The organism is Streptosporangium sp. NPDC004379 (genome assembly GCF_042873875.1).
Classification (GTDB): domain Bacteria; phylum Actinomycetota; class Actinomycetes; order Streptosporangiales; family Streptosporangiaceae; genus Streptosporangium.
The window spans coordinates 56,829-82,480 of the sequence record NZ_JBIAMC010000019.1 but is presented as its reverse complement, the minus strand read 5'-3'; the positions used below and the strand labels follow the sequence as shown (position 1 = coordinate 82,480).

General features: G+C 71.2%; 22 protein-coding genes. 12 read left to right on the top strand and 10 right to left on the bottom strand.

What is annotated here, in order from left to right:
- Positions 1-192 precede the first annotated feature (192 nt).
- Both ACFYSC_RS31340 and ACFYSC_RS31335 read right to left on the bottom strand, forming a co-directional pair.
- Complete coding sequence (locus ACFYSC_RS31340) at positions 193-2,757, bottom strand: glycosyl hydrolase family 18 protein (protein ID WP_389968818.1); 2,565 nt, start codon at positions 2,755-2,757, stop codon at positions 193-195.
- Positions 2,758-2,878: 121 nt separating this feature from the next.
- Entirely contained in the window at positions 2,879-3,490 is a 612-nt protein-coding gene (locus ACFYSC_RS31335) for a LysE family translocator (protein WP_389968816.1), read from the bottom strand.
- A gap of 122 nt (positions 3,491-3,612) precedes the next feature.
- On the opposite strand from ACFYSC_RS31335, the gene ACFYSC_RS31330 reads away from it, so the two are divergent.
- Positions 3,613-4,587 (top strand): LysR family transcriptional regulator, encoded by a 975-nt coding sequence (locus ACFYSC_RS31330; RefSeq protein ID WP_389968814.1) that lies wholly within the window; start codon positions 3,613-3,615, stop codon positions 4,585-4,587.
- Between the two features lie 89 nt (positions 4,588-4,676).
- Here ACFYSC_RS31330 and ACFYSC_RS31325 read toward each other — a convergent pair whose 3' ends face one another.
- Entirely contained in the window at positions 4,677-5,681 is a 1,005-nt protein-coding gene (locus ACFYSC_RS31325; RefSeq protein WP_389968812.1) for a D-alanyl-D-alanine carboxypeptidase family protein, read from the bottom strand.
- Positions 5,682-5,871: 190 nt separating this feature from the next.
- Here ACFYSC_RS31325 and ACFYSC_RS31320 point away from each other — a divergent pair, with 190 nt between their 5' ends.
- The 3 genes from ACFYSC_RS31320 to ACFYSC_RS31310 are packed head-to-tail and all read left to right on the top strand — an operon-like array spanning position 5,872 to position 8,568.
- Positions 5,872-6,546 carry a response regulator gene (locus tag ACFYSC_RS31320; protein ID WP_389968923.1) on the top strand — a complete coding sequence of 225 codons (675 nt, stop codon included), beginning with the start codon at positions 5,872-5,874 and terminating at the stop codon, positions 6,544-6,546.
- A gap of 7 nt (positions 6,547-6,553) precedes the next feature.
- Positions 6,554-8,044 carry an ATP-binding protein gene (locus ACFYSC_RS31315; RefSeq protein WP_389968810.1) on the top strand — a complete coding sequence of 497 codons (1,491 nt, stop codon included), beginning with the start codon at positions 6,554-6,556 and terminating at the stop codon, positions 8,042-8,044.
- Positions 8,041-8,568: a hypothetical protein gene (locus tag ACFYSC_RS31310; protein ID WP_389968808.1), complete on the top strand. Its 528-nt coding sequence runs from the start codon at positions 8,041-8,043 to the stop codon at positions 8,566-8,568. The genes ACFYSC_RS31315 and ACFYSC_RS31310 overlap by 4 nt, the downstream gene beginning before the upstream one ends.
- Positions 8,569-8,634: 66 nt before the next feature.
- Here ACFYSC_RS31310 and ACFYSC_RS31305 read toward each other — a convergent pair whose 3' ends face one another.
- From ACFYSC_RS31305 to ACFYSC_RS31295, 3 genes are all read right to left on the bottom strand, one after another.
- On the bottom strand, positions 8,635-9,327 hold the full coding sequence (locus ACFYSC_RS31305) for an aspartate/glutamate racemase family protein (RefSeq protein ID WP_389968806.1): 693 nt from the start codon (positions 9,325-9,327) through the stop codon (positions 8,635-8,637).
- Positions 9,328-9,458: 131 nt separating this feature from the next.
- On the bottom strand, positions 9,459-10,829 hold the full coding sequence (murF, locus tag ACFYSC_RS31300) for a UDP-N-acetylmuramoyl-tripeptide--D-alanyl-D-alanine ligase (RefSeq protein ID WP_389968921.1): 1,371 nt from the start codon (positions 10,827-10,829) through the stop codon (positions 9,459-9,461).
- A 5-nt stretch (positions 10,830-10,834) separates the two neighbouring features.
- Positions 10,835-11,863: a D-alanine--D-alanine ligase family protein gene (locus tag ACFYSC_RS31295; protein WP_389968804.1), complete on the bottom strand. Its 1,029-nt coding sequence runs from the start codon at positions 11,861-11,863 to the stop codon at positions 10,835-10,837.
- A 1,020-nt stretch (positions 11,864-12,883) separates the two neighbouring features.
- Between ACFYSC_RS31295 and ACFYSC_RS31290 the strand changes: the two genes are divergently transcribed.
- Positions 12,884-13,453 (top strand): dihydrofolate reductase family protein, encoded by a 570-nt coding sequence (locus ACFYSC_RS31290; protein WP_389968802.1) that lies wholly within the window; start codon positions 12,884-12,886, stop codon positions 13,451-13,453.
- Here ACFYSC_RS31290 and ACFYSC_RS31285 read toward each other — a convergent pair.
- Positions 13,443-13,904, bottom strand: coding sequence for a hypothetical protein (locus ACFYSC_RS31285; RefSeq protein ID WP_389968801.1), 462 nt, complete (start codon positions 13,902-13,904; stop codon positions 13,443-13,445). The genes ACFYSC_RS31290 and ACFYSC_RS31285 overlap by 11 nt on opposite strands.
- A 73-nt stretch (positions 13,905-13,977) precedes the next feature.
- Entirely contained in the window at positions 13,978-16,575 is a 2,598-nt protein-coding gene (locus tag ACFYSC_RS31280; protein WP_389968799.1) for a BTAD domain-containing putative transcriptional regulator, read from the bottom strand.
- Between the two features lie 57 nt (positions 16,576-16,632).
- Here ACFYSC_RS31280 and ACFYSC_RS31275 point away from each other — a divergent pair, with 57 nt between their 5' ends.
- A complete protein-coding gene (locus ACFYSC_RS31275; protein ID WP_389968797.1) occupies positions 16,633-20,106 on the top strand; it encodes a serine/threonine-protein kinase in 3,474 nt (1,157 codons plus the stop codon).
- A gap of 266 nt (positions 20,107-20,372) precedes the next feature.
- Here the strand turns inward: ACFYSC_RS31275 and ACFYSC_RS31270 are convergent, their stop codons facing one another.
- Positions 20,373-20,609, bottom strand: coding sequence for a hypothetical protein (locus ACFYSC_RS31270; protein WP_389968795.1), 237 nt, complete (start codon positions 20,607-20,609; stop codon positions 20,373-20,375).
- Between the two features lie 481 nt (positions 20,610-21,090).
- On the opposite strand from ACFYSC_RS31270, the gene ACFYSC_RS31265 reads away from it, so the two are divergent.
- The 5 genes from ACFYSC_RS31265 to ACFYSC_RS31245 all read left to right on the top strand — a co-directional run bounded on the left by ACFYSC_RS31265 (position 21,091) and on the right by ACFYSC_RS31245 (position 24,426).
- Positions 21,091-21,597 (top strand): hypothetical protein, encoded by a 507-nt coding sequence (locus ACFYSC_RS31265; protein WP_389968793.1) that lies wholly within the window; start codon positions 21,091-21,093, stop codon positions 21,595-21,597.
- Positions 21,598-21,874: 277 nt separating this feature from the next.
- Positions 21,875-22,090: a hypothetical protein gene (locus ACFYSC_RS31260; RefSeq protein WP_389968791.1), complete on the top strand. Its 216-nt coding sequence runs from the start codon at positions 21,875-21,877 to the stop codon at positions 22,088-22,090.
- A 206-nt stretch (positions 22,091-22,296) separates the two neighbouring features.
- On the top strand, positions 22,297-23,187 hold the full coding sequence (locus tag ACFYSC_RS31255; protein WP_389968789.1) for an RNA polymerase sigma-70 factor: 891 nt from the start codon (positions 22,297-22,299) through the stop codon (positions 23,185-23,187).
- Positions 23,188-23,287: 100 nt separating this feature from the next.
- Positions 23,288-24,031: an SDR family oxidoreductase gene (locus ACFYSC_RS31250; RefSeq protein WP_389968788.1), complete on the top strand. Its 744-nt coding sequence runs from the start codon at positions 23,288-23,290 to the stop codon at positions 24,029-24,031.
- Positions 24,028-24,426, top strand: a complete 399-nt coding sequence (locus tag ACFYSC_RS31245; protein WP_389968786.1) for a hypothetical protein — start codon at positions 24,028-24,030, stop codon at positions 24,424-24,426. Before ACFYSC_RS31250 ends, ACFYSC_RS31245 begins: the two co-directional genes overlap by 4 nt.
- Before the next feature lie 133 nt (positions 24,427-24,559).
- Here ACFYSC_RS31245 and ACFYSC_RS31240 read toward each other — a convergent pair whose 3' ends face one another.
- Positions 24,560-24,928, bottom strand: a complete 369-nt coding sequence (locus ACFYSC_RS31240) for a DoxX family protein (RefSeq protein WP_389968785.1) — start codon at positions 24,926-24,928, stop codon at positions 24,560-24,562.
- Between the two features lie 106 nt (positions 24,929-25,034).
- Between ACFYSC_RS31240 and ACFYSC_RS31235 the strand changes: the two genes are divergently transcribed.
- Complete coding sequence (locus ACFYSC_RS31235) at positions 25,035-25,634, top strand: TetR/AcrR family transcriptional regulator (RefSeq protein ID WP_389968783.1); 600 nt, start codon at positions 25,035-25,037, stop codon at positions 25,632-25,634.
- The last annotated feature ends 18 nt before the right edge of the window (positions 25,635-25,652 follow it).

The window sequence follows — 25,652 nt, the reverse complement described above, 5'->3', positions numbered from 1 at the left end:
GTTCGTGACGCCGGCTCGTCCTGTGCCGGCTGTGACCTGGGGCCGCCCCGGCGGCACAGCCGGGGCGGCCCGCCCGGGAGATCGTCCGCGGTTCACCTCACACGTGTGTCACGGCTTCTTCCCGCGTCCCTTTCTCCCTTCCAGGTCCCCTGCTCCGCGACCTCCCGGGTTCGCGGATTCCCTGTCTCCGGTTCACCTCAGGCCCGCGTCCACCGCGGCGGTCAGGACCCCGGGGTCGCCGGACATCTCCCAGATCATCACGCCGAGCAGGCCCTTGCTCCGCAGCCAGGCGGTCTTCTTCCCGATCGACCACGTGTCGTCGAAGGTCCACCACTGCCCGCCGTTGCCGGTGTGGCAGTAGGTCGCGACCGCCTGCTCGTCGTGCTTGACGGTGCACCCCGGCACACTCGCCAGCAGGTTGGCGTAGCCCCGGGTGCCCGCCTCCTCCTGGAACTGCCCGGGAGCGGCGCCGGTGGCCGGCTGCCACTCGCCGGATTTCCCGCCGTCGGCGACACCCTGCCAGCCGCGCCCGTAGTAGGCGAGGCCGATGGTGATCTTGCGGGGGTTCACCCCGGCCTTGAGGTAGACGTCGACCGCGTTCTCGACGCTGAAGTGGAACGGGTAGGGGTCGTCGGTGTCGGCGTACAGGTTGCCCTGGTGGCCGGTGCGGTTGGGCTCCCAGGAGTTGTCGCTCCCCGCGCCGTGGAAGTCGTAGCCCTGCACGTTGAAGATGTCCAGGGACTTGGCGACCTCGGGCAGGTCCCAGCCGGCGGCCACCTTCGCCGGGTCGGCCGGGGTGAACGCGGTCAGCTGGTAACGCTTGCCGGTCTCCTGGGTCAGGGCGTCGAGCTGCCTGCGGAACTCGGCGATCAGCAGCGTGTTGTTCGCCTTGTCGTCGGCGCCGATGTGGTTGCCGGCGTGGCCCTCCGCGCCCGGCCACTCCCAGTCCAGGTCGATGCCGTCGAAGATCCCGGCGGCGCTTCCCGGACCGCCCGCGGCGTTGTAGACCGGCAGGTTCCCCTTGATGTACATGTCGATGCAGGAGCTCACGAACTTCTTGCGGGAGGCGTCGGTGGCGGCCACGTCGGAGAAGTACTTGGAGTAGGTCCAGCCGCCGAGCGAGATCAGCACCTTGAGGTTCGGGTACTTCGCCTTGAGCTTGCGCAGCTGGTTGTAGTTGCCGCGCAGCTTCTCCCAGCCGGTGTCGGCCACGCCGTCCACCGACTGGGCCGCGCTCATCGGCCTGCCGTAGTCGGCGTCCGCGTCACCGGCGCCGTCACCCTGTTTCGGATCCTGGGGGTCGGCCGTGGTGCCCTTGGTGACGCCGTGCAGGCAGGTCAGGTTCACCGGGTCGATGTTGCCGAAGGCGTAGTTGAGGTGGGTCAGCCTGCCCGCGACGCCGGTCGTGTCGAGGTTGCGCACGAAGTACTGGCGGCCGTAGATGCCCCACTGCACGAAGTAGCCGACTCTGGCGTAGCCGCTGCCGACGATGTCGTCGGTGCTCACCTTCAGCGCGTCACTGGCGGCCGAGACGTTGTCGTACAGGTCACGGGCCCTGACGGTGAAGGTGTACTCGGTGGACGGCGACAGCCCGGTCACGGTGGCCGAGGTGCCGGTCACCGTCGCGGCCAGGGTCGTCCCGGTGTAGACCTCGTATCCGGCGACGCCCTTGTCGTCGGTGGAGGCGTTCCACGCGAGGGAGACGCTCGACGAGTTCTTGCCGGTGCTGCGCAGGCCGGTGGGCGCGGTGGGCGGCCGGGTGTCGTCGCCTGCGTTGTTGGTCGTCACCTTCAGCGCGGCACTGGCGGGGGAGAGGGTCCCCTTGCGGTCCTTGGTCCTGACGGTGAAGGTGTACTCGGTGTTCGAGGTCAGGCCGGTGAGGGTCGCCGCCGTCCCGGTGACGGTCGTGGCGAGGGCGGCGCCGTTGTAGACCTGGTAGCCGACGATGGGCAGGCTGCCCGGGGTCGCGGCGTCCCACTCCAGCGACACGGTCTTGGTGGTCTTGACCGGTGAGCGCAGGTTGCCCGGCGCGGCGGGCGGGGTGTCGGCCGAGCCGTCGCACCTCACGTCGTTGATCCGGCAGTTCGCCGGTTCGGCGGACGCGCTGAGCGTGAACGCGGGGCTGTAGGGCTCGGTGGACCTGTGCGCGGCCACCGACGTGTTGTAGTGGGCCGGGGTCAGGGTGACCTGGCGTCCGCTCTGGCTGAGCGAGCCGTTCTGGGCGTTGCCCGCGGTGACCCCGGCGGGCAGGTCGAAGGTGATCGTCCAGCCGTTGAGCGCGGCGTCGGTGTTGTTGTTGACCACGAACCTGCCCTGGGTCCCGTCGGCCGAGTAGGTCGCGGTGACGGGCGCGTCAGGAGGAGGCGGGTCACCGCTGCCGTCGCAGTTCGCGCCGTTGATCGTGCAGCTCGTGGGCCGGGCCGCGGCGCTGAGCGTGAACGTGGGGCTGTAGGGCTCGGTGTCGCCGCCGGCGCGCACCGTGTTGATGTAGAAGGCGGGGGTCAGCTTGACCCGCGTTCCCGTCTGGGAGGCGGTGGCGTTCTGGGCGCCGCTGACGGTGACCCCGGCGGGCAGGTCGAAGGTGATCGTCCAGCCGGTGACCGCGGCAGAGCCGGGGTTGCTCACCACGAACTTGCCCTGGGTCCCGGTCAGGGTGAAGGCGGCGGTGAGGCGGGCGGCGGCGCCGGCGGGTGCGGCGAGGGCCGCGAAAGCGATCGCCAGGACGGCGGCCAGTAGAACGGAGAGGCATCGGCGCATGTAGAAGCCCTTTCTTTTAGTAAAGTTTACTAACAATTAGGCGGATGCTAACTCCGCCCCGATGCTCCTACAAGGCCCAAAACAGCAGTGAGACGATCGGGAACGCAGGGCCGTACGGCCCTCAGGCGCCCGCCATCACCGCGGCGCCCAGCCCCAGCAGGACGACGCCGGTGGTCACGCTGAGCCCCCGCAGGACGGCCGGTCGCGACACCAGGGCCCGCCCCCGGCCGACGGCCCAGGTGAGCAACGTGTACCAGGAGGCGCTGACGAGCGCCCACAGGGCTCCCAGGGCGACGGTCGACAGGAACACCGGGCCTTCCGCGGTCACGAACTGGGGCAGCACCGAGACGGCGAACACGCCCGCCTTGGGATTGCCGAGGTTGGTGATCAGGCCGGTGAGATATCCGCCCGCGAAGCCGGTACGGCGCCCGTCCTCACGGGGCGGGCGGGCGGAGACGGTGGCGAGCGCGGTCCGGATCGTCTTCACCCCGAGGATCATCAGCACGACGCCGCCCGCGATCCGGAGCGCCGCGTACGCGGTGGGACTGGCAAGCAGGACGGCGGACAGCCCGGCCGCGGCGGCCGTGGACCACAGCAGGAAACCGGTTGCGTTGCCCGCGAGCGTGCCCCGGACCGTGCGTCGCCCGCCCTCCAGGACCTGCCGGACCATCAGGGCCTGGCTCGCGCCCGGCAGCATCGCCAGCAGCAAGGTGGTGAGGATGAAAACGGGCACATGTGTGGGCATGGGAAAAGAGCCCCTTCCAGGGATGGCGGCCGGTGGATGCACCACCAGGCTTCCTGTCTCGCGCCCGTAAGAGAAGTTAAAAGAGAAGGGTGCAGCGTTAAGATCGGTGAATGGTGGTGGATCCGGGACAGCTGCGGCTTCTCGCGTTGATCGAGCGGCACGGCTCCCTGACGGCGGCGGCCCACGCGCTCCGCCTCACGCCCGCGGCGGTCACCCAGCAGGTGGTCAAGGCCGAACGCGACTGGCAGGTGCCCCTGGTCATCCGTGGTCCTCGCGGAGCGAGGCTCACCGCGGCCGGCGCGCTGCTCGCCTCCCACGGCCGGACCGTGCAGGAGGCGTCGGACAGCGCCGAGGCGCAAATGGCCGCGCTGCTCGGCCACCTCTCGCTCCGCCTGCGGATCGGGGCGTTCCAGGCCGCCGCCCTGCACCTGCTGCCACCCGCCCTGACCGCCCTGCGGCACCGCCACCCGGACGCCGACGTCTCGGTCGTGGACGTGGTGTCCGGACGCGGAGCGGACGAGATCAGCGCGGGGCGCCTGGACCTCGCCGTCGTCGCGTCCTGGGGCGCGCCGCTCGCGCCGCCCCCGCACCTGCGGGCCCACCCGCTCCTGTCGGACCCGATGGTCGTGGTCCTGCCCGATGACCACCCACTGGCCACCGGGCGACCCGCCGGCACCGAACTCCGCCTGGAGCAACTGCGCGACGAATCGTGGGTCTCCATCCTGGCCGGCCACGCCGCCCGCGAACAGTTCCACGACGCCGCCCGCGAGGCCGGCTTCACCCCCGCCGTGCGGTTCGAGACCGAGTCCTACGACGTCGCCCAGGCCCTCGTCGGCACGGGCATCGCGGTGGCCCTGGTCTCACGCCTGGCCCTGACCCGTACGCCGGGCACCACCCATCGCGAACTGGCCCACCCCAGGCCCTACCGCCGGATCTACGCCGTGACCAGAGCCGACACCGGCCTCACCCCGCTCGCGGGCATGCTCATCGACCTCCTGCGTGATGTCGCCCGCGACATCACCGCCACCTGGGAGGCCCTCCCGCAGGGAGAACACCCCTCATCGGACCCACCCCCGGGAGCCTGAAAGGCCCTCGGCTCCGAACCGGCACCGCCGGCCGTGGCTGTGCGGGCGCGGGGCCGGGACCCGCGGTGCGACGGGAACGGCCGGGGCGTTCACGAAGCCGGCGTTCCGGAATCCACGTGCCGCCGGGCCGCCGCGATCAGTCTCCTGCTCGCGGCGAACGCGGCCTCCTTCCTCTCCGCCAGCGTGTCCCCGGGTCCGCCCTGGCGCAGGACCACCCCGAGGATCAGCCGGTCGCGGTCCCCGGAGGCGGGACGGACGGCCCACAGCAGCGCTCCGCCCGCCGCCGTGCTGGTGCCGGTCTTCATGCCGACCACCCCGCGCAGCCCGAGCAGCCTGTTGCTGTTGACGATCTCACCCGCGACGCCCGGTACGGTCGTCCTGACGGTGGCGACGATGTCACGCAGCACCGGGTTCCTCATGGCCTGCCTGGCCAGCCTGAGCTGGTCCACCGCCGTGCTGACCGTGGTGGACTCGTATCCGCTCGCCCCGGTGTAGACGGTGTCCCTCATGCCCAGCTCGGCGGCGACCGCGTTCATCCTGCGGACGAAGGCCCGCTCCGAGCCCGCGTCCCAGCGGGCCAGCAGACGCGCGGCGTTGTTCCCCGAGGGGATCAGCATCAGCTCGAGAAGCTGCCGCTCGGTGAGGACCTGGCCCGCGGTGATCGGCACCGTCGACTCGTCCCGGTTCCCCGCCTCGATCGCCGCCTGCCGGTCGACCTCGATGGACGGCCCCGCGGCGTTCACGCCGAGCGGATGGTCGCGGAGGATCACCAGGGCGGTCATCACCTTGGTGAGGCTCGCGATCGGCACGGGCCGCTGCTCGCCGTGCACCCTGAGACCGTTCGCCCGCCCGGTGAACTCGACCGCCGCCTGCCCTGTCGACGGCCAGGGCAGCGCGGGCGGGCGGGACAGGGCCGGCGGCCGGGCCGCGGTGGCCGGCGCCGGCCTGGAGCTCGACGACGGTGACGGCCTGCCCCGCGCGCCGCCGTGGACCGTACAGCCCGTGGCGGCGAGGACGGCGGACACGGCCGCCGCCGGCAGCAGCACGGAGAACAGCCGGTCCCGTGACCGGGGGAGGATGCGTGGTTCGCTCATGCCGAACTACGATTGGCGCCTGATGTGCGCGCGTCGTCCGCCGTATGTCATGGTTCATCGACGGCGGCCACCGCCGGCGCGACCGTGACACGACCATGACACGGCGCGGACGAGGCGGGGACACGGCCGGCCGACAGTGGACGGAGTTGACCGGGGGCGAGTTACGGAGCGTGCTGTGGTGCTCGGCGGCGTGTCGCGGGTTTTGCTGATCGAGGACGATCCGGCCGTGCGGGAGGGCCTCGAGCTGGCCCTGGGCCGGCACGGGCACCGGGTGCGCGCGGTGGAGTCCGGCGAGCAGGGGATGGAGCGGCTGCGCGCGGACCTTCCCGACGTCGTCGTGCTCGATCTGATGCTGCCCGGCATGGACGGGTTCGAGGTCTGCCGCCGCATCCGGGCCATCGGTGAGACACCGATCATCATGCTGACCGCGCGCGGCGACGACATGGACGTGGTGGCCGGGCTGGAGGCGGGCGCCGACGACTACGTGGTCAAGCCGGTGCAGCCCAGGGTGCTGGAGGCGCGCATCCGCGCGGTGCTCCGGCGGATCGGCCGGGACCAGGCCGAGCTGGAGCGGCACGGGGACCTGACCATCGACCGGGCCGCGCTGACGGTCTCCCGCCGCGGCGTGCCGGTGGGCCTCGCCCCGACCGAGTTGCGCCTGCTGCTCGAACTGTCCGGCACGCCGGGCCGGGTGCACAGCCGCCAGCAGCTGCTGGAGTCGGTGTGGGAGCACGACTACTTCGGCGACTCGCGTCTGGTGGACGCGTGCGTGCAGCGGCTGCGCGCGAAGATCGAGGACGACTCGGCGGCGCCCGTCTACGTGCAGACGGTGCGTGGGTTCGGGTACCGGTTCGGGCCGGTGTGAGCCGCCGGTGACGCCTCGGCCGAGCCTGGGGCTGCGCGCCCGGCTGCTGTCCGCCTTCGCACTGCTGTGCGTGGTCACCGCGACGGCGGTGGCCGGCGGCGGCTACGTCCAGGCCCGCATCGCCATCCTGGAGCGGACCCAGGACGCCGCGGTGAAGGCGATGACCGGCCGCCTGCAGGCGCTCTACCCGTTGCGGAGCGCGGCGCCGGGCCCGGAGGAGCTCGGTGGGATCGCCGAGGCCGCGGCCGACCCCGACCAGGGCATGCGCGCGGTCGCCGTCTACCGCGGGACGCACTCGCCGTTGCCGCCGGGCCCGCCCCAGCCTCCGGGACGGGGGCGTCCGAGCCTGAGCCCGCCGGTCCTGGACCCCGGGGTGATCCCCAGAGGACTGCGGCGGGTGGTGGCCGGCGGCGACACCGCCTGGCAACGCGTGGTGTGGCGGGGCACCCCCTTCCTGATCATCGGCACGCCGTTGCTGATCACCGAGCGGGACGGGGCGGCGCGGATGTCCGGCATCGAGGTCTACGTCGCGCGCAGCCTGCTTCCCGAACAGCAGAGCATCGACGAGCTCGCCACACGCGCCTGGCTCATCGGCGGGGCGGCCCTGGCGTTCGCGGTCCTCCTGGCGTCGCTGGCCACCCGTGGCGTGCTGCGCCCGGTGCGCGAGCTCGGCCGGGCGGCGCGTCTGCTGGGCGAGGGCGAGCTGCGGACCAGGATCGCGGTCCGCGGCTCCGACGAGCTGGCGGAGGTGGCGCGCACGTTCAACGACACCGCCGCGGAGCTGGAACGGCACGTCAGGCAGCTGCGCGAGATGGAGGCCGAGGCCCGCCGGTTCGTGGCCGACGTGTCCCACGAGCTGCGCACCCCGCTGGCCGCGCTCACCGCGGTCGCCGACGTCCTGGACGAGGAGGCGGCCCGGCTGCCCGAGCCCGCCGGCCGGGCCGCCAGGCTCGTCAGCCAGGAGACGCTCAACCTCACCGTTCTGGTGAACGACCTCATCGAGATCAGCAGGTTCGACTCCGGCGTCGCGGCCCTCGCGCTGAACGAGGTCGACATGGCCGAGCTGGTGCGCGCGACCCTGCGCGTCCGGGGCTGGTCGCAGCGGGTGAGCACCGACCTTCCCACCGGGGTGACGGCGCGGCTGGACCCGCGCCGGGTGGACGTCGTCCTCGCCAACCTCGTCGGCAACGCCCTGCGGCACGGTGAGCCGCCGGTGTCGATACGGCTCCGCGCCGACCCGCACCGGATCTCCCTGGAGGTCCGCGACCACGGGCCGGGGCTGGACGAGGCGGTGCTGCCGCACGTGTTCGACCGGTTCTACAAGGCCAGCGCGGCACGGGCCAGGTCCGAGGGCAGCGGCCTCGGCCTGGCCATCGCGCGGGAGAACGCGCGCCTGCACCGAGGCGACCTCACCGTCGCCAACGCCCCGGACGGCGGCGCCGTCTTCACGCTGCACCTGCCGCGCCGGGCACACGAACCGGACGGAGGCCCCGAATGAGACCCGGACCCGCCCGCCGCGCGCTCGCCGCGGGCCTCGTGTCGCTGGCCGCCGTGACCGGCTGCGGCGTGCAGCCCAGCGACGCCATCCCCGCCGGCGACCCTCCGAGCGGACCCGTCGCGCCGACCATCGCGCAGGCCACGAAGATCACCCTCTACCTGGTGAAGAACGGCCGGCTCCGCGCGGTGACGCGGACCGGTCTCCGGCTGTCCCAGGCGGACACGCTCGCGTTGCTGGCCGTCGGGCCCACCCCGACGGAACGGACGCGCGGGTTCACCACCGCCGTCCCGCCCGGAGCCGTCCCCTTCTCGGTGGCCATCGGGCCGGCCGGCCGCGTGGCGGTGAACCCGTCCGTCCCGGCCGGTGAGCTGTCCGCACCGGCCGTCGCGCAGATCGTGTGCACGGTCGCCGCCACGATGCCGGAAGGCCCCGCCCAGGTCACCGTCGTCGGCGCCGGGCGCGGCGCCGGCCCCCGCGAATGCCCTCTGGGTGACGGCGGCGACCCGTCCTCCGCTCCGGGCTGATCGCCGTGGCGCCGGAGAGACCGGGCGGAACGTACGGCAGGCGGCGGCGACCGCGGCGAGGGCGCGTCAGCGGGCCAGCGCGAAGCCGGCCGCCGCCTCCGCGTGCAGCCGGGCGCTCGGCAGCAGCGGCACGGTCGCGTCCTTCTCGGTGATCAGGAGCTCGATCTCCGTACAGCCGAGGATGACGCCTTCGGCTCCGTCGGCTGCGAGATCGGCGACGACCTGGGCGTACGCGTCCCTGGACGACTCCCGGAGCACCCCGCGCACCAGCTCGTCGAAGATCACACGATGGACCAGCTCCCGCTGCTCACGCCGCGGGACGACCACGTCGAAGCCGTGGGCGGCCAGCCGGTCCCGGTAGAAGGGCTGCTCCATGGTGAAGCGGGTGCCCAGCAGACCGACCCTGCGCATCCCCCTGGCCCGGACCTCCGCGCCCACGGCGTCGGCGATGTGCAGCACGGGCACGCCCGCGGCCCGCGCCACGTCGTCGCTCACCCGGCTGAAGGTGTTGCTGCAGACGAGCAGGACCTCGGCGCCGAGATCCTCCAGCTTCCGGCCGGCGTCGGCCAGCAGGGTGCTCACCTCGTCCCAGCGGCCGGCGAAGACGAGATCCTCGACGGTCGTGTAGTCGACCGACCAGATGAGGCTGTTGGCGGAATGGCTGCCGCCGAGCCGTTCGCGTACCCGCCGGTTGATGACCTGGTAGTAGATCACCGTTGATTCCCAGCTCAATCCGCCGATGAGACCGATGGCGCGCATGGAACTCCGTTTCGCTGGTCTGCGCCGGCACACCGATCGGTGCCGGCCGTGGTGACGGTGCCGCCACCGGCCGGGCGGTGCGTCGGCAGGGACTTTCCGGACCCGCTCGGTCCTCGGGGACGCGCCGGCGGTCAGGCGCCGGCCAGCGCGCGGGCGCAGGCACCGAGCCCGACCTCGCTGGAGGCCTTGACGAACACCACGTCTCCCGGTTCGAGAAGCGCGGTGGCCAGCCTGAGTGCCTCGGCCACGTCCTCGGCGGCGTGGACGGTCACGCCCCGGTCCGCCGCCTCCGCCGCCTCGGCCATCGCGAGCGGATCCCCGGCTCCCACCGCGATCAGCACGTCGAAGCGAAGGTCGGCGACGAGACGGCCGATCTCCGCGTGCCGGGCGCGGGAGGCGTCCGCCTGCTGCCCCATCGCACCGAGTACGGCGACGGTACGGCGGGCGCCGGCCAGGGCCTTCACCGCCCGCAGCCCGGCCCGCATGGACTCGGGGTTGGCGTTGTAGGCGTCGTCGACGACGGTGACGCCGTCCGGCCGTTCCACGATCTCCAGCCGGCCCGCCGAGCGCCGCCGCGCGCAGCTCAGCCCGTCGGCGATTCCGGCGGCGTCCAGGCCGAGTGCGGTGGCGGCGGCGGCTGCGGCCAGGGCGTTGCCCACCTGGTGCCCGCCCATGAGGTCCAGCTCGACCGGGGCGCGGCCGGAGGGCGTCACCAGCTCGAACGCCGTCCGCGCCCCGTCGCGCATCCGCACGTCCTCGGCCCGCACCGGCGCCTCCGGCGACCTGCCGTACAGCAGGATCCGCGCCCTGGTGCGGCCCGCCATGCCCAGGACGTACGGGTCGTCGGCGTTGAGCAGGGCGAACCCGTCCGCCGGAAGCGCCTCGACCAGCTCGCCCTTGGCCTCGGCCACGTCGGCGATCCGGCCTCCCATCCGCTCCACGTGCGCGGTGCCGACGTTGAGCACCAGTCCGACCCGGGGCGGTGCGATCCCGGTCAGATACCGCAGATCGCCCTTCCGGCCCGCGCCCATCTCCAGCACGAGGTACCGGGTGGCGGCGTCGGCGCGCAGCACGGTGAGCGGCAGGCCGAGCTCGTTGTTGAACGACCTGTCGGTGGCGACCGTCGCGGCGTGCCGTTCGAGCACCTGGGCCAGCAGGTCCTTGGTGGTGGTCTTGCCCACGGAGCCCGTCAGGCCGATCACGGTCGGGCTGATGCGTCCGAGCAGGTGCCTGGCCAGCAGGCCGAGCGCGAACTGGACGTCCTCGACCACGAGGGCGGGCACGCCGACGGGCCTGGAGGCCAGTACGGCGACGGCGCCGCCCGCGACGGCGCCGGCCGCGTGGTCGTGGCCGTCGGCGCGGACGCCGACCGTCGCGGCGAACAGGCCGCCGGGCGCCACCTCGCGGGAGTCGACCACCGAGGGCGCGGTCACCGGCGTCTCCGGGTCGCGCACGTCGTGCATCGTCGCGCCGACGACCCGCGCGATCTCGTTCAGCGTCATGGGGATCACGAGCCGCTCCCCGTGGTGCTGACGGCGGCACTCCTGGCGGCGCTTCCGGTGGTGCTTCCGGCAGTGCTCCTGGCGGCGCTCCTGGCGAACGCGAGGTCGATGAGGCGGCGCAGCAGGTCCGGGTACGGGACGCCGCCGGCGGCCCAGGCCCTGGCGTAGACGGAACGGGAGGTGAAACCGGGCATGGTGTTGATCTCCAGTGCGTACAGCCGTCCCGTGTCCTCCTCGTAGAGGAAGTCGGCACGGGCCAGGCCGTAGCCGCCGATCGCCCGGAAGGCGCGCAGTGACAGCTCACGCACCTCCTCGGCCACCCGTTCCGGCAGAGCGGCGGGGATGACGGCGATCTCGGCCGAACTGAGGTACTTGGCCTCGTAGTCGAGCCAGTCACCGGGCGCGATGAGCTCGCCGGGCACCGAGGCCTCCGGCGCGTCATGGCCGCCGAGCACGCCGCAGATGATCTCGCGCGCGGTCACGCCCTGCTCGACGACGACCTCCCGGTCGTAGGTCAGGGCCAGTTCCACGCCCGCGCGCAGCTCGTCCACGGAGGTGACCCGTGAGACACCGATGGAGGAGCCCAGACCGGCCGGTTTGACGTACATCGGCCAGTCGAGCGGCTTCACAAGCCCCCGGTGGTCGGTGGTGGCGCGCCATTCGTGGTCGGTGAACCACACGTACGGGGTGACCGGAATGCCCTCAGCCAGGAACGCCCGGCGCATCGCGACCTTGTTCATGGCCACGGCCGACGCCAGGACGCCGCAGCCCACGTACGGGATGCCCAGCGTCTCCAGGTGTCCCTGGACGACGCCGTCCTCGCCGAACGGCCCGTGCAGCGCGGGGAAGACCACGTCCGCCAGACCGCGTCGCAGTTCCACCGGCCATCTGCCCTGCCGGTCGATGATGACGGCGACGGGCTCGTACAGCTCCCTCGGCAGCGCGTCGAGCACGGCCTGCGCCGACTGCAGCGACACCTCGTGCTCGGCGGACGGCCCACCTGCCAGCACGGCCACGCGTACGCGTTCGGTCACGATCGATCAGCCTTTCTCGGTGACACGGAGCCGGCCGGACCCACCGCCGGAGAGCGGGCGCCGGTCGACTCCGTCCACCGTCGGCCGGCCGTGTCCCCGCCCCGTCAGCGCCGTGTCATGGTCGTGTCACAGCCGCACCGGCCGCCGTCGTCACACCCGGCGGCCGGCGGCTGCCCGACCGGCCGGAGTCCGGGAAAGACCCGTGACGTCCTGGTCCGGGATGCCGGAACCATTCGAACCGAACGGCTGATCCTCCCCGGCTCGGCGAGAGAGGCCGTGCGTTCTCGCGTGTGCGGAGACGGCCCTGTTCCGGCCCGCGGAATCGAGGCGTCCTGGGGCGTGTCCGATGGTCCGGTGCGGCGGAGCCGGAACGGTGGGAAAGTGATGTCGGCACCCGTGAGGCATCACCTGGCCTCACCACCCGTGTCATTCATCGGACACGCCTCAGGCGGATGACGCCGGGTCGTCGAGGGAATCCCCGCCTCGCGCACGTCTTCCGCCGTCTGTGCGTCCACGAGGCGTTGTCCGAGATCTGCCGCGTACTGATCCGCCTGCGTCGTCTCAGCTCATCGCGTCATGAATCTCCTGGCCGGCCCTCCTAATGAGTGTTAGCGAGTCGCCATCCGGCAGACTCGGTGCCTGGTAGCCGCCGGCAAGTGAGCACTTGTTCCTCCTGGACCCCGAGTCCTGGTGAAAGATCGTGCCCTTGCCGGTCGGCCGGGAGAGTTGATCGCTGATGGGATGTCGTGCCCGCCCGCTGTCGGCGTGAGCACTGCTTCATTAGGTCGCTGATGGTTCTCCCGCAGGCTGCTGCCACCGCCCGCGGCTCGGGTGGCCCGGCTGTTCGCGGTCCCCCTGCCGGGGACGAGCGGCATCGGCCGCGCGCTCGGTCCGCGGTCTGGTTCGCATCACGACGGTGTTGAGCAGGTGGGATCGGACGCCGATGAGAAATGGCGCCGACAGCCGTCTAAGTAGACGTCCGGTGAAAACGCGCTGCGCGCATCAAGGGAGAACAACGAGATGAGACCACTTCGATACTCGATCAACGTCACGCTCGACGGCTGCTGCCATCACGAGGCGGGGCTCGCCCCGGACGAGGAGTCGATGCGTTACTGGACCGCTGAGATGGAGCGAGCCGATGCCCTGCTGTTCGGCCGGGTGACCTACGAGATGATGGAGTCGGCGTGGCGGAAGCCGGCCACGGGCACGTGGCCTGACTGGATGGGTGAGTGGCAGATCCCGTTCGCCGAGACCATCGACCGGGCGAAGAAGTACGTCGTGTCGAGCACGCTGAGCGCGGTCGATTGGAATGCCGAGCTGGTGGGAGGCGACTTCGGGCAAGCGGTTCAGCGGCTCAAGCAGGAGCCGGGCGAGGGCCTGTGGGTGGGTGGCGTGACGCTCCCCCTGGCGTTGGCGGATCTGGGACTGATCGACGAGTACGAGTTCCTTGTGCAGCCGATCCTTGCCGGACACGGGCCGACGTTGCTCGCCGGTCTGCGCGAGCGCATCCAGCTCGAGCCCGTGGACCGCCGTGAGTTCCGGTCGGGGGCGGTCGCCCTGCGATACCGGCCCACGCGAGTTACGGCTTGACGTGATTCATCCCGGCACGTTGGCGGCTCCCTCGCGACGGAACGGCGGCTCGGATGTCGGCCTGGGTCTCCTGCGGATCGGCGGTGGGCGCCGTCATGTGCAGGGGCGGCGCATCGGCGCGGGCCGGGTGCTTGACCAACCCTATGATCGGGTTGGCGAGCATGGCCGGCAGGGCGGCGATCAGGTCGGCGGGCCCGGCCTCCCGGTAGGGGGTGCCACCGGGATACGGCAGAAGGTCTGGATTCGCGGGCGGGTACTGCCGGGCCGTGGGCACGGTCGGGACGCAGACCGGCGCCGTCAACGCTGCCGCGATGACCACCGGCGGGAACGGCACGAGTCGCGCCGCCCGGGTACGACGCCGACCGTCAACGCGGCGGCCGTGACGGTCGCGGCCGACAGTGCGGAGATTGCCGCCGGTCTCCTGGTCACCATCGTTCGGATGCCGATTCACGTCGTCTTCCTCTCGTGTCGTGCGGTGTGAGAGGAAGACGGGCCGGGCGTGCCGAGGAAACGTCGAGGATCCGTCAGAGCCGGTCAAGCACGTCGAGCGCTTCGCCCCTGCCTCGGTCGTCACCGACTCCGTCGAAGATCTTCAGTGCTTCCTCGGCCAGGTCGCGCGCTCGGCTCGCGGCGCCTTCCGCGAGGTTGACGCGCGCCAGCATCAGCAGCCCACCGGCGTCCAGCAGCCGATCGCCGAGGCGTACGGCGATGCCCCTCGCCTGCTGCGCCGCCTGCCTGGCGTCGGGAACCAGGCCCTGCGCCAGCCGTACCGCGGTCAGCTCCAGCAGCGCGTCCGCGTGCTGGTGGCGGTCGCCCAGACCGGCCAGGCGCGAGGCCGCGTCCGCAAGCCGCTCGGCCGCCTCCGCGAGGCGGCCCGCCCGGTGCGCTACCGAGCCCAGAGCGCAGATCGTCTCCGCCGTGTCCTTCGCGTTCTCGGCCACGGCCAGGCACTTGAGGAGGTTACGCTCCGCCTCGTCAAGTCTGCCCTGCTCCAGGTAGACCCGGCCTAGTCTGTGCCGGGTGCGAGCCACATCCCGCACGGCGCCCTCGCGCAGGAAGGCGCTCAGCGCAAGCCTGAGCCGGTCGTGGGCCAGATCCCACCGCTGTTCGGCGCGATGCAGGTCGCCCTGGTCGCGCAGGCTCAGGGCGACGCCGCGGGCGCTGCCCGCGCGGCGGGCGGCTTCGAGGCCGGTTTCGCAGATCCGCCGCCAGTCGTGCAGGAACCGCTGTCGTTCGAGGAAGGGGGTGAGCAGGTGCGCCAGCCGCCGGCTCTCCTCCCATAGTCCGGCCTCGTGCAGGTCGTCGACGAGGTGCACCAGGAACACCCGCTCGGCGTGGAGCCACTCCATCGAGTGTCTGATGTCCGTCGTCGCGGCGGGAGAGGGGACCGACTCGCCGGAAACAAGGGTGAACCGTGAGGCCAGAACCCTGGCCGTCGCGACCGCCGCGAGATTCGACAGCGCCTCCTGGGTGGTGTCGGCGTTCAGCTGTTCTCGCGCGAAGAGCCGGGTGAGGGCGTGCAGGCGGTAACGGACCTGGCCGGCGACATCGATCACGTGCGTCTCCAGCAGGCCCGCCTCCACCAGCGCCTCCGCGTGATCGCCGAAGACCGCGGCCGCCCAGCCGGCGAAGTCGGGCGCCGACAGCGCGCCGAGCCGGCGCAGCGTGCGCCTGGCCGGCTCGGGAAGGCCGTCGTAACCGAGACGCAACACCCCACGGACGGCCTGGTCGCCCACACGCAACCGGTCGAGCCGCCCATGCTCGTCCTCCAGCAGGCCCACCAGGTGATCGACCGTCCAGGCGGGGCGGGTGGCGAGCTGGGACCCGGCGACGCGCAGCGCGATCGGCAGGCCGCCGCACAGGCGCACGAGCCGTGCCGTCGCGTCCGGAGCCGCCCGCAGTGGCCCGGCGAGCCGGGTGATGAGGTCGCAGGCGTCGTCATCACCGAGGACGCCGACGGGCACGTGGGTCGCGCCGGTGAGCCCGCCGAGCGTGGAGCGGCTGGTGACGACCGTCGGGCACGATGTCAGCAGCGGCCGGACCTGGCCTTCGTCGGTGGCGTTGTCGAGCAGCATGAGCAGGCGCCGGTTGGCCGCGTATGTACGCAGCAGCCGCTCACGCCGTTCGAGGGTGGTGGGGACGGCTTGGGCGGGACAGCCCAGCCAGCGCAGGAAGTCCTCGAGCACCGCGGCGGGAGTGGTCGTCTCACGCAGGTCGGCGTAGAGGATTCCCTCGGGGAAGCGTTCCCTGTGCCGCCAGGCGGCGTGCACGGCCAGCGCCGACTTGCCCACGCCCGCCGGACCGTGGACGACGACCAGGTCGCCGATCACCCGGTCGACCAGGTCCCGTCTGTCGGTGAAGTCGGCCACGTCACGAGGCAGGAGCACGGGCGGGCCGGCGGAGACGTGCAGCGAGACGTCGTCGTGGAGCATCCGGTGGTAGAGCAGCTGAAGGTCCGCGTCAGGCTCGATGGCGTGTCCGTCGTCGAGCTCGTCGCGCAGCGCGGAGTAGGCGTTCAGCGCGTCCACCCGGCGGCCGCTGCGATAGAGCGCGAGCATGTATTGACCGCGGAAGCCCTGCCAGAGCGGGTGCTGCGCGATCAGCCGCCGTAGCTCCGCGAGGACCTCACGATGGAGACCCGCGTCGAGCTCGTAGCCGATCCGGCGTTCGAGCGCCAGCAGGCGAAGCTCCTGCAGTTCCTCACGCAGCGGCCCGGTCTCCGCCCAGCGCCCGGCGTCGGGGTCGACGTCCTCCAGCACCGGTCCTCGCCACAGGGCGAGCGCCTCCCGGAGGTCCTCCCGCGATCCCCGCGCCACAAGCCGCCTGAAGCGCTCGACGTCGAGCTGTTCCTCATCGATGGCGAGCGTGTAGGTCCCCGACACGGTGGTGATTACATCTTTGCCGATCAATCGCCGGAGTTGGCCGATGTATCCCCGTACGAGCGAATCGGAGCGTTCCCCGTCCTCACGAGGCCACAGCAGCGCGCGCAGCCGCCCGACCGTCAGCGGCCGCCGGGCGTTCAACACGAACAGCGCCAGCAGATCCCGGTGCTTGGGCACGGTCGGGGTGCGGTCCTCCGCATCGTCGCGTACCTCAAGTGCGCCCATGATGCGAAATTCCATGTGAATTTCCTCAATGCGACGGACAGATGATCATTTGATCCTCAGAATTTCATATTGATGACTCCTCTGGCTCCTTCTGATCCGCAGCGGTTGGGCCACTACCGGCTGGCGGGGCGGCTGGGCGCCGGCGGTCAGGGAGTGGTCTACGAGGCCTACGGCGAGGCCGGCGAGCGGGTCGCGGTCAAGGTTCCCAGGATCGACGATCCGGCCTCCCGAAGCCGGCTGGCCGCCGAAGCCGCGGCCGCGCAGCGGGTGGCGTCGTTCTGCACGGCCAGGGTCATCGAGGCCCATCTCGATGCGGCCCAGCCCTACATCGTCAGCGAGTTCGTCCCCGGGCCCAACCTGCGCCAGGTGGTCGAGGAGACGGGCCCGTACGAAGGGGACGCGCTGCGGCGCCTGGCCGTCGGGGTCGCCACCGCGCTGGCCGCCATCCACCAGGTCGAGGTGGTCCACCGCGACCTTAAGCCCGACAACATCATCATGGGTCCCGACGGGCCGCGAGTGATCGACTTCGGTGTGGCCCGGCAGGTGGGGCCGACCACGACGGGTCCGATCATGGGTACGCCCACCTACATGGCGCCGGAGGTTCTGACGGGTCGCGGCGCCACGGCCGCCGCCGACATCTGGGCCTGGGCGTTGGTGGTGCTGTTTTCCGCGTCGGGGCGCGATGCCGTACAGGATCGGGACCCCGTGACGGTCATCGGGAGCGTGCTCGGCTTCCGGCCCGATCTGAACGGCCTGGCGGAGCCTCTCGGCGGGCTGGTGGCCGCGGCGCTCTCACGGGATCCCGCCCGGCGGCCCTCGGCCAGGGGCGTCCTGCTGGGCCTGCTCGGCCTGCCTGACGACCTGGACGGCGGCGAACTGCTGATCGAGGGCGGCGCCGCGGCCGCCGCGCTGAAGGGTCCGGCGGATCCGGATCTGGGCACGATCGCCGAGGAGCTCTTCGAGGAACTCTCCGAACGCGAGAGGGTCGTCGCGCCCGAGGTCTTCCTGCGGATGATCGACGTCGACGAGACGATCAGGAAGGTCCCTCGCTCGGAGTTCCCGGGTTCCGAGGCCGTCGATGCGCTGCTGTCCCTCTACGCCGCCGCCGGGCTGATCGTCCAGGTGGACGCCACGGTGGATTCCGCCGTGGACCGCGGTTACACACTGGCCAGGCCCGCCCTGGTCCAGGCGTGGCCGCGGCTGCGGCAGTGGCTGGACGACAACCGTGAGGGTCTGCCCGTCCACCGGCGGCTGACCGAAGCCGCCCGGTTCTGGGACGGCCACGGTCGCAAGCCCGGTGATCTGCTGCACGGCTCCAACCTCGACAGGACCCTGCGGTGGGCCGCCACCGAGCGCAGGGACATCACGCTGATGGAGCTGGAACGCGAGTTCCTTGACGCCGCGGCAAGACGGACCAGACGGCAGTCCAGGCGCCGCGGCCTGCTCGCCGCCGCGCTCGCCGTCCTGTTGGTGGCCGCGCTTGGCGGACTCGGTCTGGCGGAGTACCGCCGGGGGGTCTCCGACCGGCAACGGGACGCGGCCACGGCCCGATCGCTCGCACTGCGCGCGGCCGGCCTGCGGCAGAGCGATCCCAGGCTCGCGATGCTGTTGAGCGTGGCGGCGTGGCGGCTGACCCCTTCACTGCCCGAGTCACGCGGAGCGCTCTACGAGGCGCTGTCCCAACCCATGACCGACTCCTTCACCGATCCGCACGCGAGTCCCGGAACCGTCTATGCCCTCAGCCACGACGGTCGCGCGCTCGCGGCCGTCCTCGGCGGCCAGGTGCGACTCTGGAACGTGCGGGCACACCGTCAGACCCGCGCTTTCTCCGGCGTGGGCGAGACGGTCAGGAAGGCCGCGCTCAGCCCCGATGCCAGGATGCTCGCTCTCCAGGACGATCGGAACGTGCGGCTGTGGGACGTCACCACGGGCAGGCCCGTCGGCGGCGGATTCGCGGCCGGGGTCGAGGAGTTCCAGCCGGGTGAGATGACCTTCGACCGAACCGGGCGGTTGCTGGCCGTACCCGAAGGCGCTTACGCGGCCCGATGGTGGGACGTGGCCGGCCGCACACCGCTCCGGGCGGGATCGGGGGCGGGTCTGGACGCCGTGAACGCCGACCGGAGCCTCGGCGTGGTCGCCTCCACGGGGCAGGGCCGCGCCGAGTTGTGGGATCTGCGCAGGAGCAGGCGAATCCTTGCGCCCTGGCTGCCTGTGAAGCATCGTTTCAGCGAGGTCCAGTTCAGTGAGGACGGCCGCACCCTCGCGTTCGTCGTGGACGGGGCGCAACAGAGACGGGTGCTGATAAGACGCGTGCCCTCGGGTGGCCTCGTGACGGACTACCCCGGTGGCGCCGCCGGAATGCGGATCGCGTTCAGCGCCCGGTTCGTGGCGCACTGGAGCCTGCTCGGAGAGCTGGTCGTGCACCGGAACAGCGACGAGCGCATCGTCATGGAGCGACAGCTGCCCGAGCCGCCGGACACCCTCCGCATCGACGAAGCCGACCGGGTGCTGCGCGTGGCGACGGACGGGGGGAGGGTCCACACGCTCGACATCTCACCGTTGTTCGACCACCCCGTGGCCAGGGGCACCCTTGACGGCGGCGCGCTGGTGGGACCGGGCGGGCGGACCCTCGCGATCGGCGTGGGCGACGAGACGCGGCTCTGGGACATCCGCGAGAGCCGGCAGGCCGGCGCGCCCGTCCCGGGGCCAGCCAACGTGTTCGCCTTCAGCGCCGACGGCAGACGCGTGGCCGCCGGAGACAGAGCCGGCAGGCGGGTACGGGTCGCCGACGCGGGCTCGGGCAGGCTGCTCACCTCCTTCGAGGTCTCGAACAGGCAGGCCACGGGCGTCGACGGCCTGGCGTTCAGCCCGGACGGCGGCACGCTGGCGGTCACGGTCACCGGGGTGGACGGCATCCTGCCCATGGAGCTGTGGAACCTGAAGACCGGCTCGGTCACCGTCACCGACGTGGCCGCCGGCGGTTCCCCGGCCTTCCACCCCGGCGGAGGGCTTCTCGTGGCCGGCATGGTCCCCGAACCCCTCGACCCGGTCAGCGGCTCCCGCCGCCCACGTCCCGAAGGGCTCGGCAGCCTCTCCACCCCCTACGCCTTCCGTCCCGACGGCGGACTCATCGCCTTCAGCGGACCCGGCCGGATCTCCCTGTGGAACTCCACCCTGACCTCCGCCGTCGGCGACCTGCCCGCCGCGGGCGAAAGCACCTCCCTCGCCTGGTCACCCGACGGGCGCACGCTCGCCTCCTACGAGTCCGGCGACCGGATCCGGCTGTGGGACGTGCCGAGCAGGCAATCGCTCGGTGTCGTGTTCGACGGCCTGACAGGCCTCGGCATCGGAGCGGGCGCTTCGATGGCGTTCAGCGTGGACGGCGAGACGCTCTACAGCACGACGCCGGAGGGCGTCGTGCGACGGCACCCTCTTGAGGGGGAGCGGGTCACGGCGGCCGTCTGCGCCAGAGCCGGCCGGACCATGACCCCACAGGAATGGCAGCGACACCTCCCCGGGATCCAGCGCTTCAGGGTGTGCGGATGACGCGCCGAGACGACCACCCGGGCTCACCGCTGTACCAGCCCGAGCCAGGCGGGCGGTCAGCGGCAGGGGCGTTTCCGGAACGTCGATCCTCGACGGACGGGACGCCCGGACACTCTTTTCGAGTGGGTAAGCGCTCCGGTCTCCGAGCGCCACCGTGGCTCGTCATCGTCCGCTGAGATGTCCCTGCCAGCAGCCATGCTCAACAGAAACTCAACATATTCTCAACACAAGGCGCCCTACCTTCTCCACAACCGAGCACCACGTACTCATCGGGAGAAGGAAGGAGACGACATGAAGGCCACGACGAAGATCAGCGCCGTTGTCGCGGCGGGGGTGTTCTCGCTGGTGCCGGCGGGAGGGCCGAGTGCGTCAGCGTAGAGCGCCGCATCGCCCGCCACTTCGGCATCCATTGCCTCGGCATCCGTGACCTCGGGCGTCCAGGCCGACTCGCCGAGGCCCAGCATCAAATGGCTCTGCGGGAAGCGGATCGTGAAGAAGTCCATCCCTGCCTGCTCGCACGGTAAGTGGGAGCAGGTAACGATCAAGAAGATGCGCCGCCTTCAGGGCCCGGTGCTCGGGTCGCCGCCACCAGGGGCAGAGTAACGTTGAGCAACTATTGCCACTCTTTGTGGTCGCGAGGTTGGTTCATCTCAGCGTCGAATAACCCTGGCACCCTCGTTTTCCGGCACACTCACGCCGCGAAGAACATCTGAATCGAAATGCGCGCTTGCACTGTCAGCCACCTATGTCACAGAGAGTGCTACCGCCAAAATCCGATCCGGTCCTCCCCGGAGGCCGGCCCGTCCCGGAACATCCCGTAGCGACAGTGCGTCCCCGCAGACCGGGGACAGACGCGTCCCTGAAAGTCCCAGACGCCCCGCCGTGGAATCACGGGACGCGTGCCGCAATTCCACGATTGGTACCAGCGGCGGCCACTCGGGCCACCGCCCACGATCGCCCCCAATCGATTACCAAGGAGCGAAAGTGTCCCTCATCAAAACGGCCACGACCGGACTTGTTGGACTGGTCACCGCAGGTGCGGCGCTCAGCATGAGCGCCTCCATCCCCTCCGCCAACGCCACCACCCGTCCGGCCGTGCGGACCATGGCGGACCTCGCCCAATCGGCGCCGATCGCGCGCAGGGAGGTCTCGACCAACGCAAGCGCAACGGCAAGAAGCGGCTGGTACAACATCCGGCACGAGGCGTTGGGCCCCGGCACGTTCTTGGAGACCCGTGCCTGGAAGCGACCCGCAGGTGACCGCGTAATGCAGGTCAAGGCCCGCTGCTGGGGCAACAACACAAGGATGTATGTCAAGCTCTACTACAGGTCCCGCTGGCACGCCGAGAAACTTGCCAAATCCGGCTCGTGGCGCTGCAACGGCAAATACGGCATCGTCCGTATCCACAACGCCGGGCACACATGGTATTGGGCGAGATTCGTCCTCGGAAAGAAGCACACCGTCGAGTACTGGGCGCAGTACTACAAGTAATCGGCCTGGTAGGCGAGCATGAGCTGCTGGGGTTTGTGCCGGTGGACAAGGCGGTTGGCCCGGAGCCGAGCGATGGTGATCTCCGGGCAGGCGGCGAGGTCGAGGTGAGGCTGGCCTGGATCGCTGAGCCAGATGCGGTGGCGTGTGCAGATTTTCTGGTGAGCGGCGGTGGACGGCGATGCGCTCGTCGATGCCGCGGCGAGCGGTGCATGAACGGGGGGTCGCGCTGATCGGCGCCGACACTCCCCAGGAGGTTCAGCCGTCAGGGTACGACGACGTGTTGATGCCGGTTCACGCCGTGGGACTCGTCGCGATCGGTCTGTGGCTGCTCGACAACTGTGACCTGGAGGCGTGCGCGGCGATGGCCGCCGAGCTCGGTCAGTGGGACCTCCACCTGGCGGTCGCGCCGGTCCGCTTCGCCGGCACGACCGGCAGCCCGGTCAACCCGATCGCCACATTCCGACCTCGGTTCACGAGGGGTGTGACGCCGTGAAGGACCCGGCCCGCCTCTGGAACGCGGTCACGGCCGGTGCGGACACGCCGTGCCGGTCGGGGCGGCGGAGGAGACGTGCCGTCCGCGCCCACCGGGGAAACGTCAAGGGGACCCGCCTCGTCCGCGCGCCGTGACCGCCGGTTGATCGTTGCTCCTCATGGCCTCCAGGCGACCGGGCCCGTAAGGGGGCTGAGAGTCTGGTGCGCGTGACAGTTGATGCGGTTGAGGAGTTCGAGCGGCATCGTTCGAAGCTGTTCGGGTTGGCCTATCGGATGCTGGGTTCGGCTGAGGAGGCCGAGGACGTCGTCCAGGAGACCTTCCTGCGTTGGCATCAGGCGAGTGCCGTCGCGGCGCCGTGGGCGTGGCTGGCCAAGGTCGCCACCAACCTGTGTGTGAACCTGTTGACGTCCGCTCGTGCACGCCGAGAAAGTTATGTCGGTTTCTGGCTGCCGGAACCGGTGCTGACCGCGGGCGGCGCTTTGGGCCCGCTGGACAGCGCCGAGCAGCGGGAGTCCGTCTCGCTGGCCTTCCTGGTGCTGCTGGAAAGGCTCAACCCGGTGGAGCGCGCGGTGTTCGTCCTGCGCGAAGCCTTCGGTTACAGCCATCGGGAGGTGGCCGGGGTCATCGACTCGTCCGAGGCGAACTCCCGGCAGCTGTACGCCCGGGCTCGTCGGCGCCTGACCGAGGCGCGTGGCCGCTCCGATCGCCGCCTGGACCAGGCCCGCCGCCGCGACCTGGTGGAGAGCTTCCTGAAAGCAGCGGAACAAGGAGACCTGCCGGGGCTGGAGAAGGTGCTGGCCGAGGACGTGACCGTGTGGGTGGACGGTGGCGGCAGAGTCAGCGCCGCCCGGCGGCCCATCTCCGGTGTCTCCAGGGTGGCGCGCTACCTGGTGGGGACGTTGAGCATCGCCGGTGAGGGGGTGCGGTTGTCGGCCACGGAGGTGAACGGCGTGCCGGGGCTGCTGGCCCGGGCCGGCGGGGAACTGGTCGGCGTACTGGTGCCGGAGACGTCGAACGGCCGGATCAGCGGGATTCGCATCGTCGCCAACCCCGACAAGCTGCGGTTGTCACATTCCGGAGGGCCATCCGGTTCCTAACGGGTGACCGCGAACGCCGGGACCCGGCGTGAGGCGGTGACCTGACAGCCGCGCGAGGCCGGACCACCGGCATCGCGCTCCCCATGGAGGATTGCCACTCATGACGAACCCGATCCTGGTGACGGGCGGTACCGGCCGGCTCGGCCGCGCGCTCGTGCCACGGCTTCTGTCGGCCGGTCATGCCGTCCGCGTGCTGAGCCGCAGACCGTCGTCGGATGAGCGGATGTGGCGCGGTGACCTGGTCACCGGCGAGGGCCTGGAGGGAGCGGTCGGCGGCGTCGGTGTGATCGTCCACTGCGCGACCGGTAACGGCCGTGCGGACATCGCCGGCACGCGCAATCTCATCCGGGCGGCGGCGCGAGCCGGACGCCCGCATCTGATGTACGTGTCCATCGTCGGCGTCGGCCGAGTGGACATGGCCTACTACCGGGCGAAGCTGGCATGCGAGCAGTTCGTGGAACGCTCCGCCCTGCCGTGGACGATCCAGCGTACGACGCAGTTCCACGAGCTCATCGTCTGGATGTGCACGAGTCAGCGGTGGCTGCCGTTGATCGTGATGCCCGGCGGGGTCAGCTTTCAGCCTGTCGACGCCGGCGAGGTGGCCGCCCGCCTGGTCACGCTGGTCGGCGCGCCGCCGGCAGGCCGGGTGCCGGACATGGGCGGGCCCGAGGTGCGCCCCGCCGCCGATCTGGCCCGCGCCTATACCCGCTCGCGCTCCAGCCGCCGGCCGGTGGTGTCGGTGCCGATGCCCGGGGCCGGCATCCGCGGCTACCGCGAAGGGGGCCATCTGACCCCTGAGCATGCTGACGGACGGATCACCTTCGAGCAGTTCCTCGCCGCATGAGTGCCCGCACCTGGCTCCGCGCCGGCCTGGCCTTCCTCGCCGTGGCGCAGTTCACCGTGGGAGGCTGGGCGCTGTCGTCGCCCCGCTCGTTCTTCGAGATTCCGTGGGTGGGGATGCGCATGCCGTACAACGCGCATCTGATGATGGACTACGGCGCGATGAGCCTGGCCACGTCGGTGGTGCTGGGCGTGAGCGTTTTCATCGTACGGCGGAGCATGACCCGTACGGCGCTCGCCGTGTACCTGGTGTTCGCCGCGCCGCACCTGGTGATCCATCTTCGGCTGCTGCACCACCTCACGCCCGGCGAACGCGTGCCGTTGCTGACCGCGCTCACGGCGGCCGTCGTGATCCCGCTGGTGCTGCTTCCGCTCACCAGCCGGCTTGAAAAGGCATAATTCCTCCCCCTCTCGGCGAGGGCGGCGAGTTCTGTCTGGTCGCTCCCTGGACTCGCCGCAGGCGGATTCGGTGACGGGTGGTTCCTTCCATACGGCTCAGGCGATGAAGCGGTGCCGTCACCGCGCTCTTCGCTCAGGAAGCCACGAGCAACAAGGCCACGGTTGTTCCGGTGACCACCGCCAGCACCACGGGCGCCACGGCGTGGGAGCGGTGGCGCCGGTGCGTGAAGTCGCGGGCGCGGAGATGGAATCCCACTGCTCCGATCAACAGCAGCGTGAGACCGGCCGCGGCCGCGACGGCGAGCGGCTTGAACCAGAGGCCGGCCGCGAGCCCGAGCGCGCCGGCGATCTCCAGGGTGCCGATCGAGCGGGTCATCGTCGAGCCGACGCCGAGCCTGAGCAGGTTGGCCGTCACGGGATCCCGTAACAGGACCTTCTGGGCGCCGGCGAGCAGGAAGACGAGAGCGACCAGAGCGCTCAGTGCGTTGGCGGCGAACGGCATGGTGCGACCTTTCACGATAAAGAGAACGAACGTTCTTTTTCTAGAAGGGTGGTGGCGAAGTTGTCAAGTACGAATGTTCGTTCTACGTTGTGATCCCATGGCACGCATGCCCAAGGAGCACCTCGAAGCCCGCCGCCGCCAGATCCTGGACGCCGCCCGGCGCTGCTTCATCCGCAACGGCTTTCATGCAACGTCCATGCAGGACGTGCTGGCCGAGGCCGAGCTGTCGGCCGGGGCCGTCTACCGCTACTTCAAGAGCAAGGACGACATCATCGCGGCGATCGCCGCCGAGGCTCTGGCCGAGGTCGCGTCGGCCTTCGAGGCGGAGGACGACGCGCGGCCGCCGGATCTGGACAACATCGTCGATCTCGTACTGGGGGTCGAGCGCCCGCCGCTGTCCGGATCGCAGGGGTCGGCCCAGCTGCTGGTCCAGGTCTGGTCGGAGGCTCTGCGATCGCCGTTGCTGGGCACGAAACTGAAGGAGGTCATGACGGAGGCCCGCGGCGTGGTCGGCGGCCTTGTGGCACGGCATCAACAGCGCGGACTGCTTCCCGCCGACGTCCCTGCCGAGCATGTGGCCGATGTCCTGATGGCTCTGGTCGACGGGTTCCTGGTGCGCCGCGCGGTGTTCGGCCACGCGGATCCGGTGACCTTCAGGAACGGCATGCGGGCCCTGATGTCGGCGCCCGCGCAAGCCGGCCGGTAGGGGAGGACATTCGCTCTT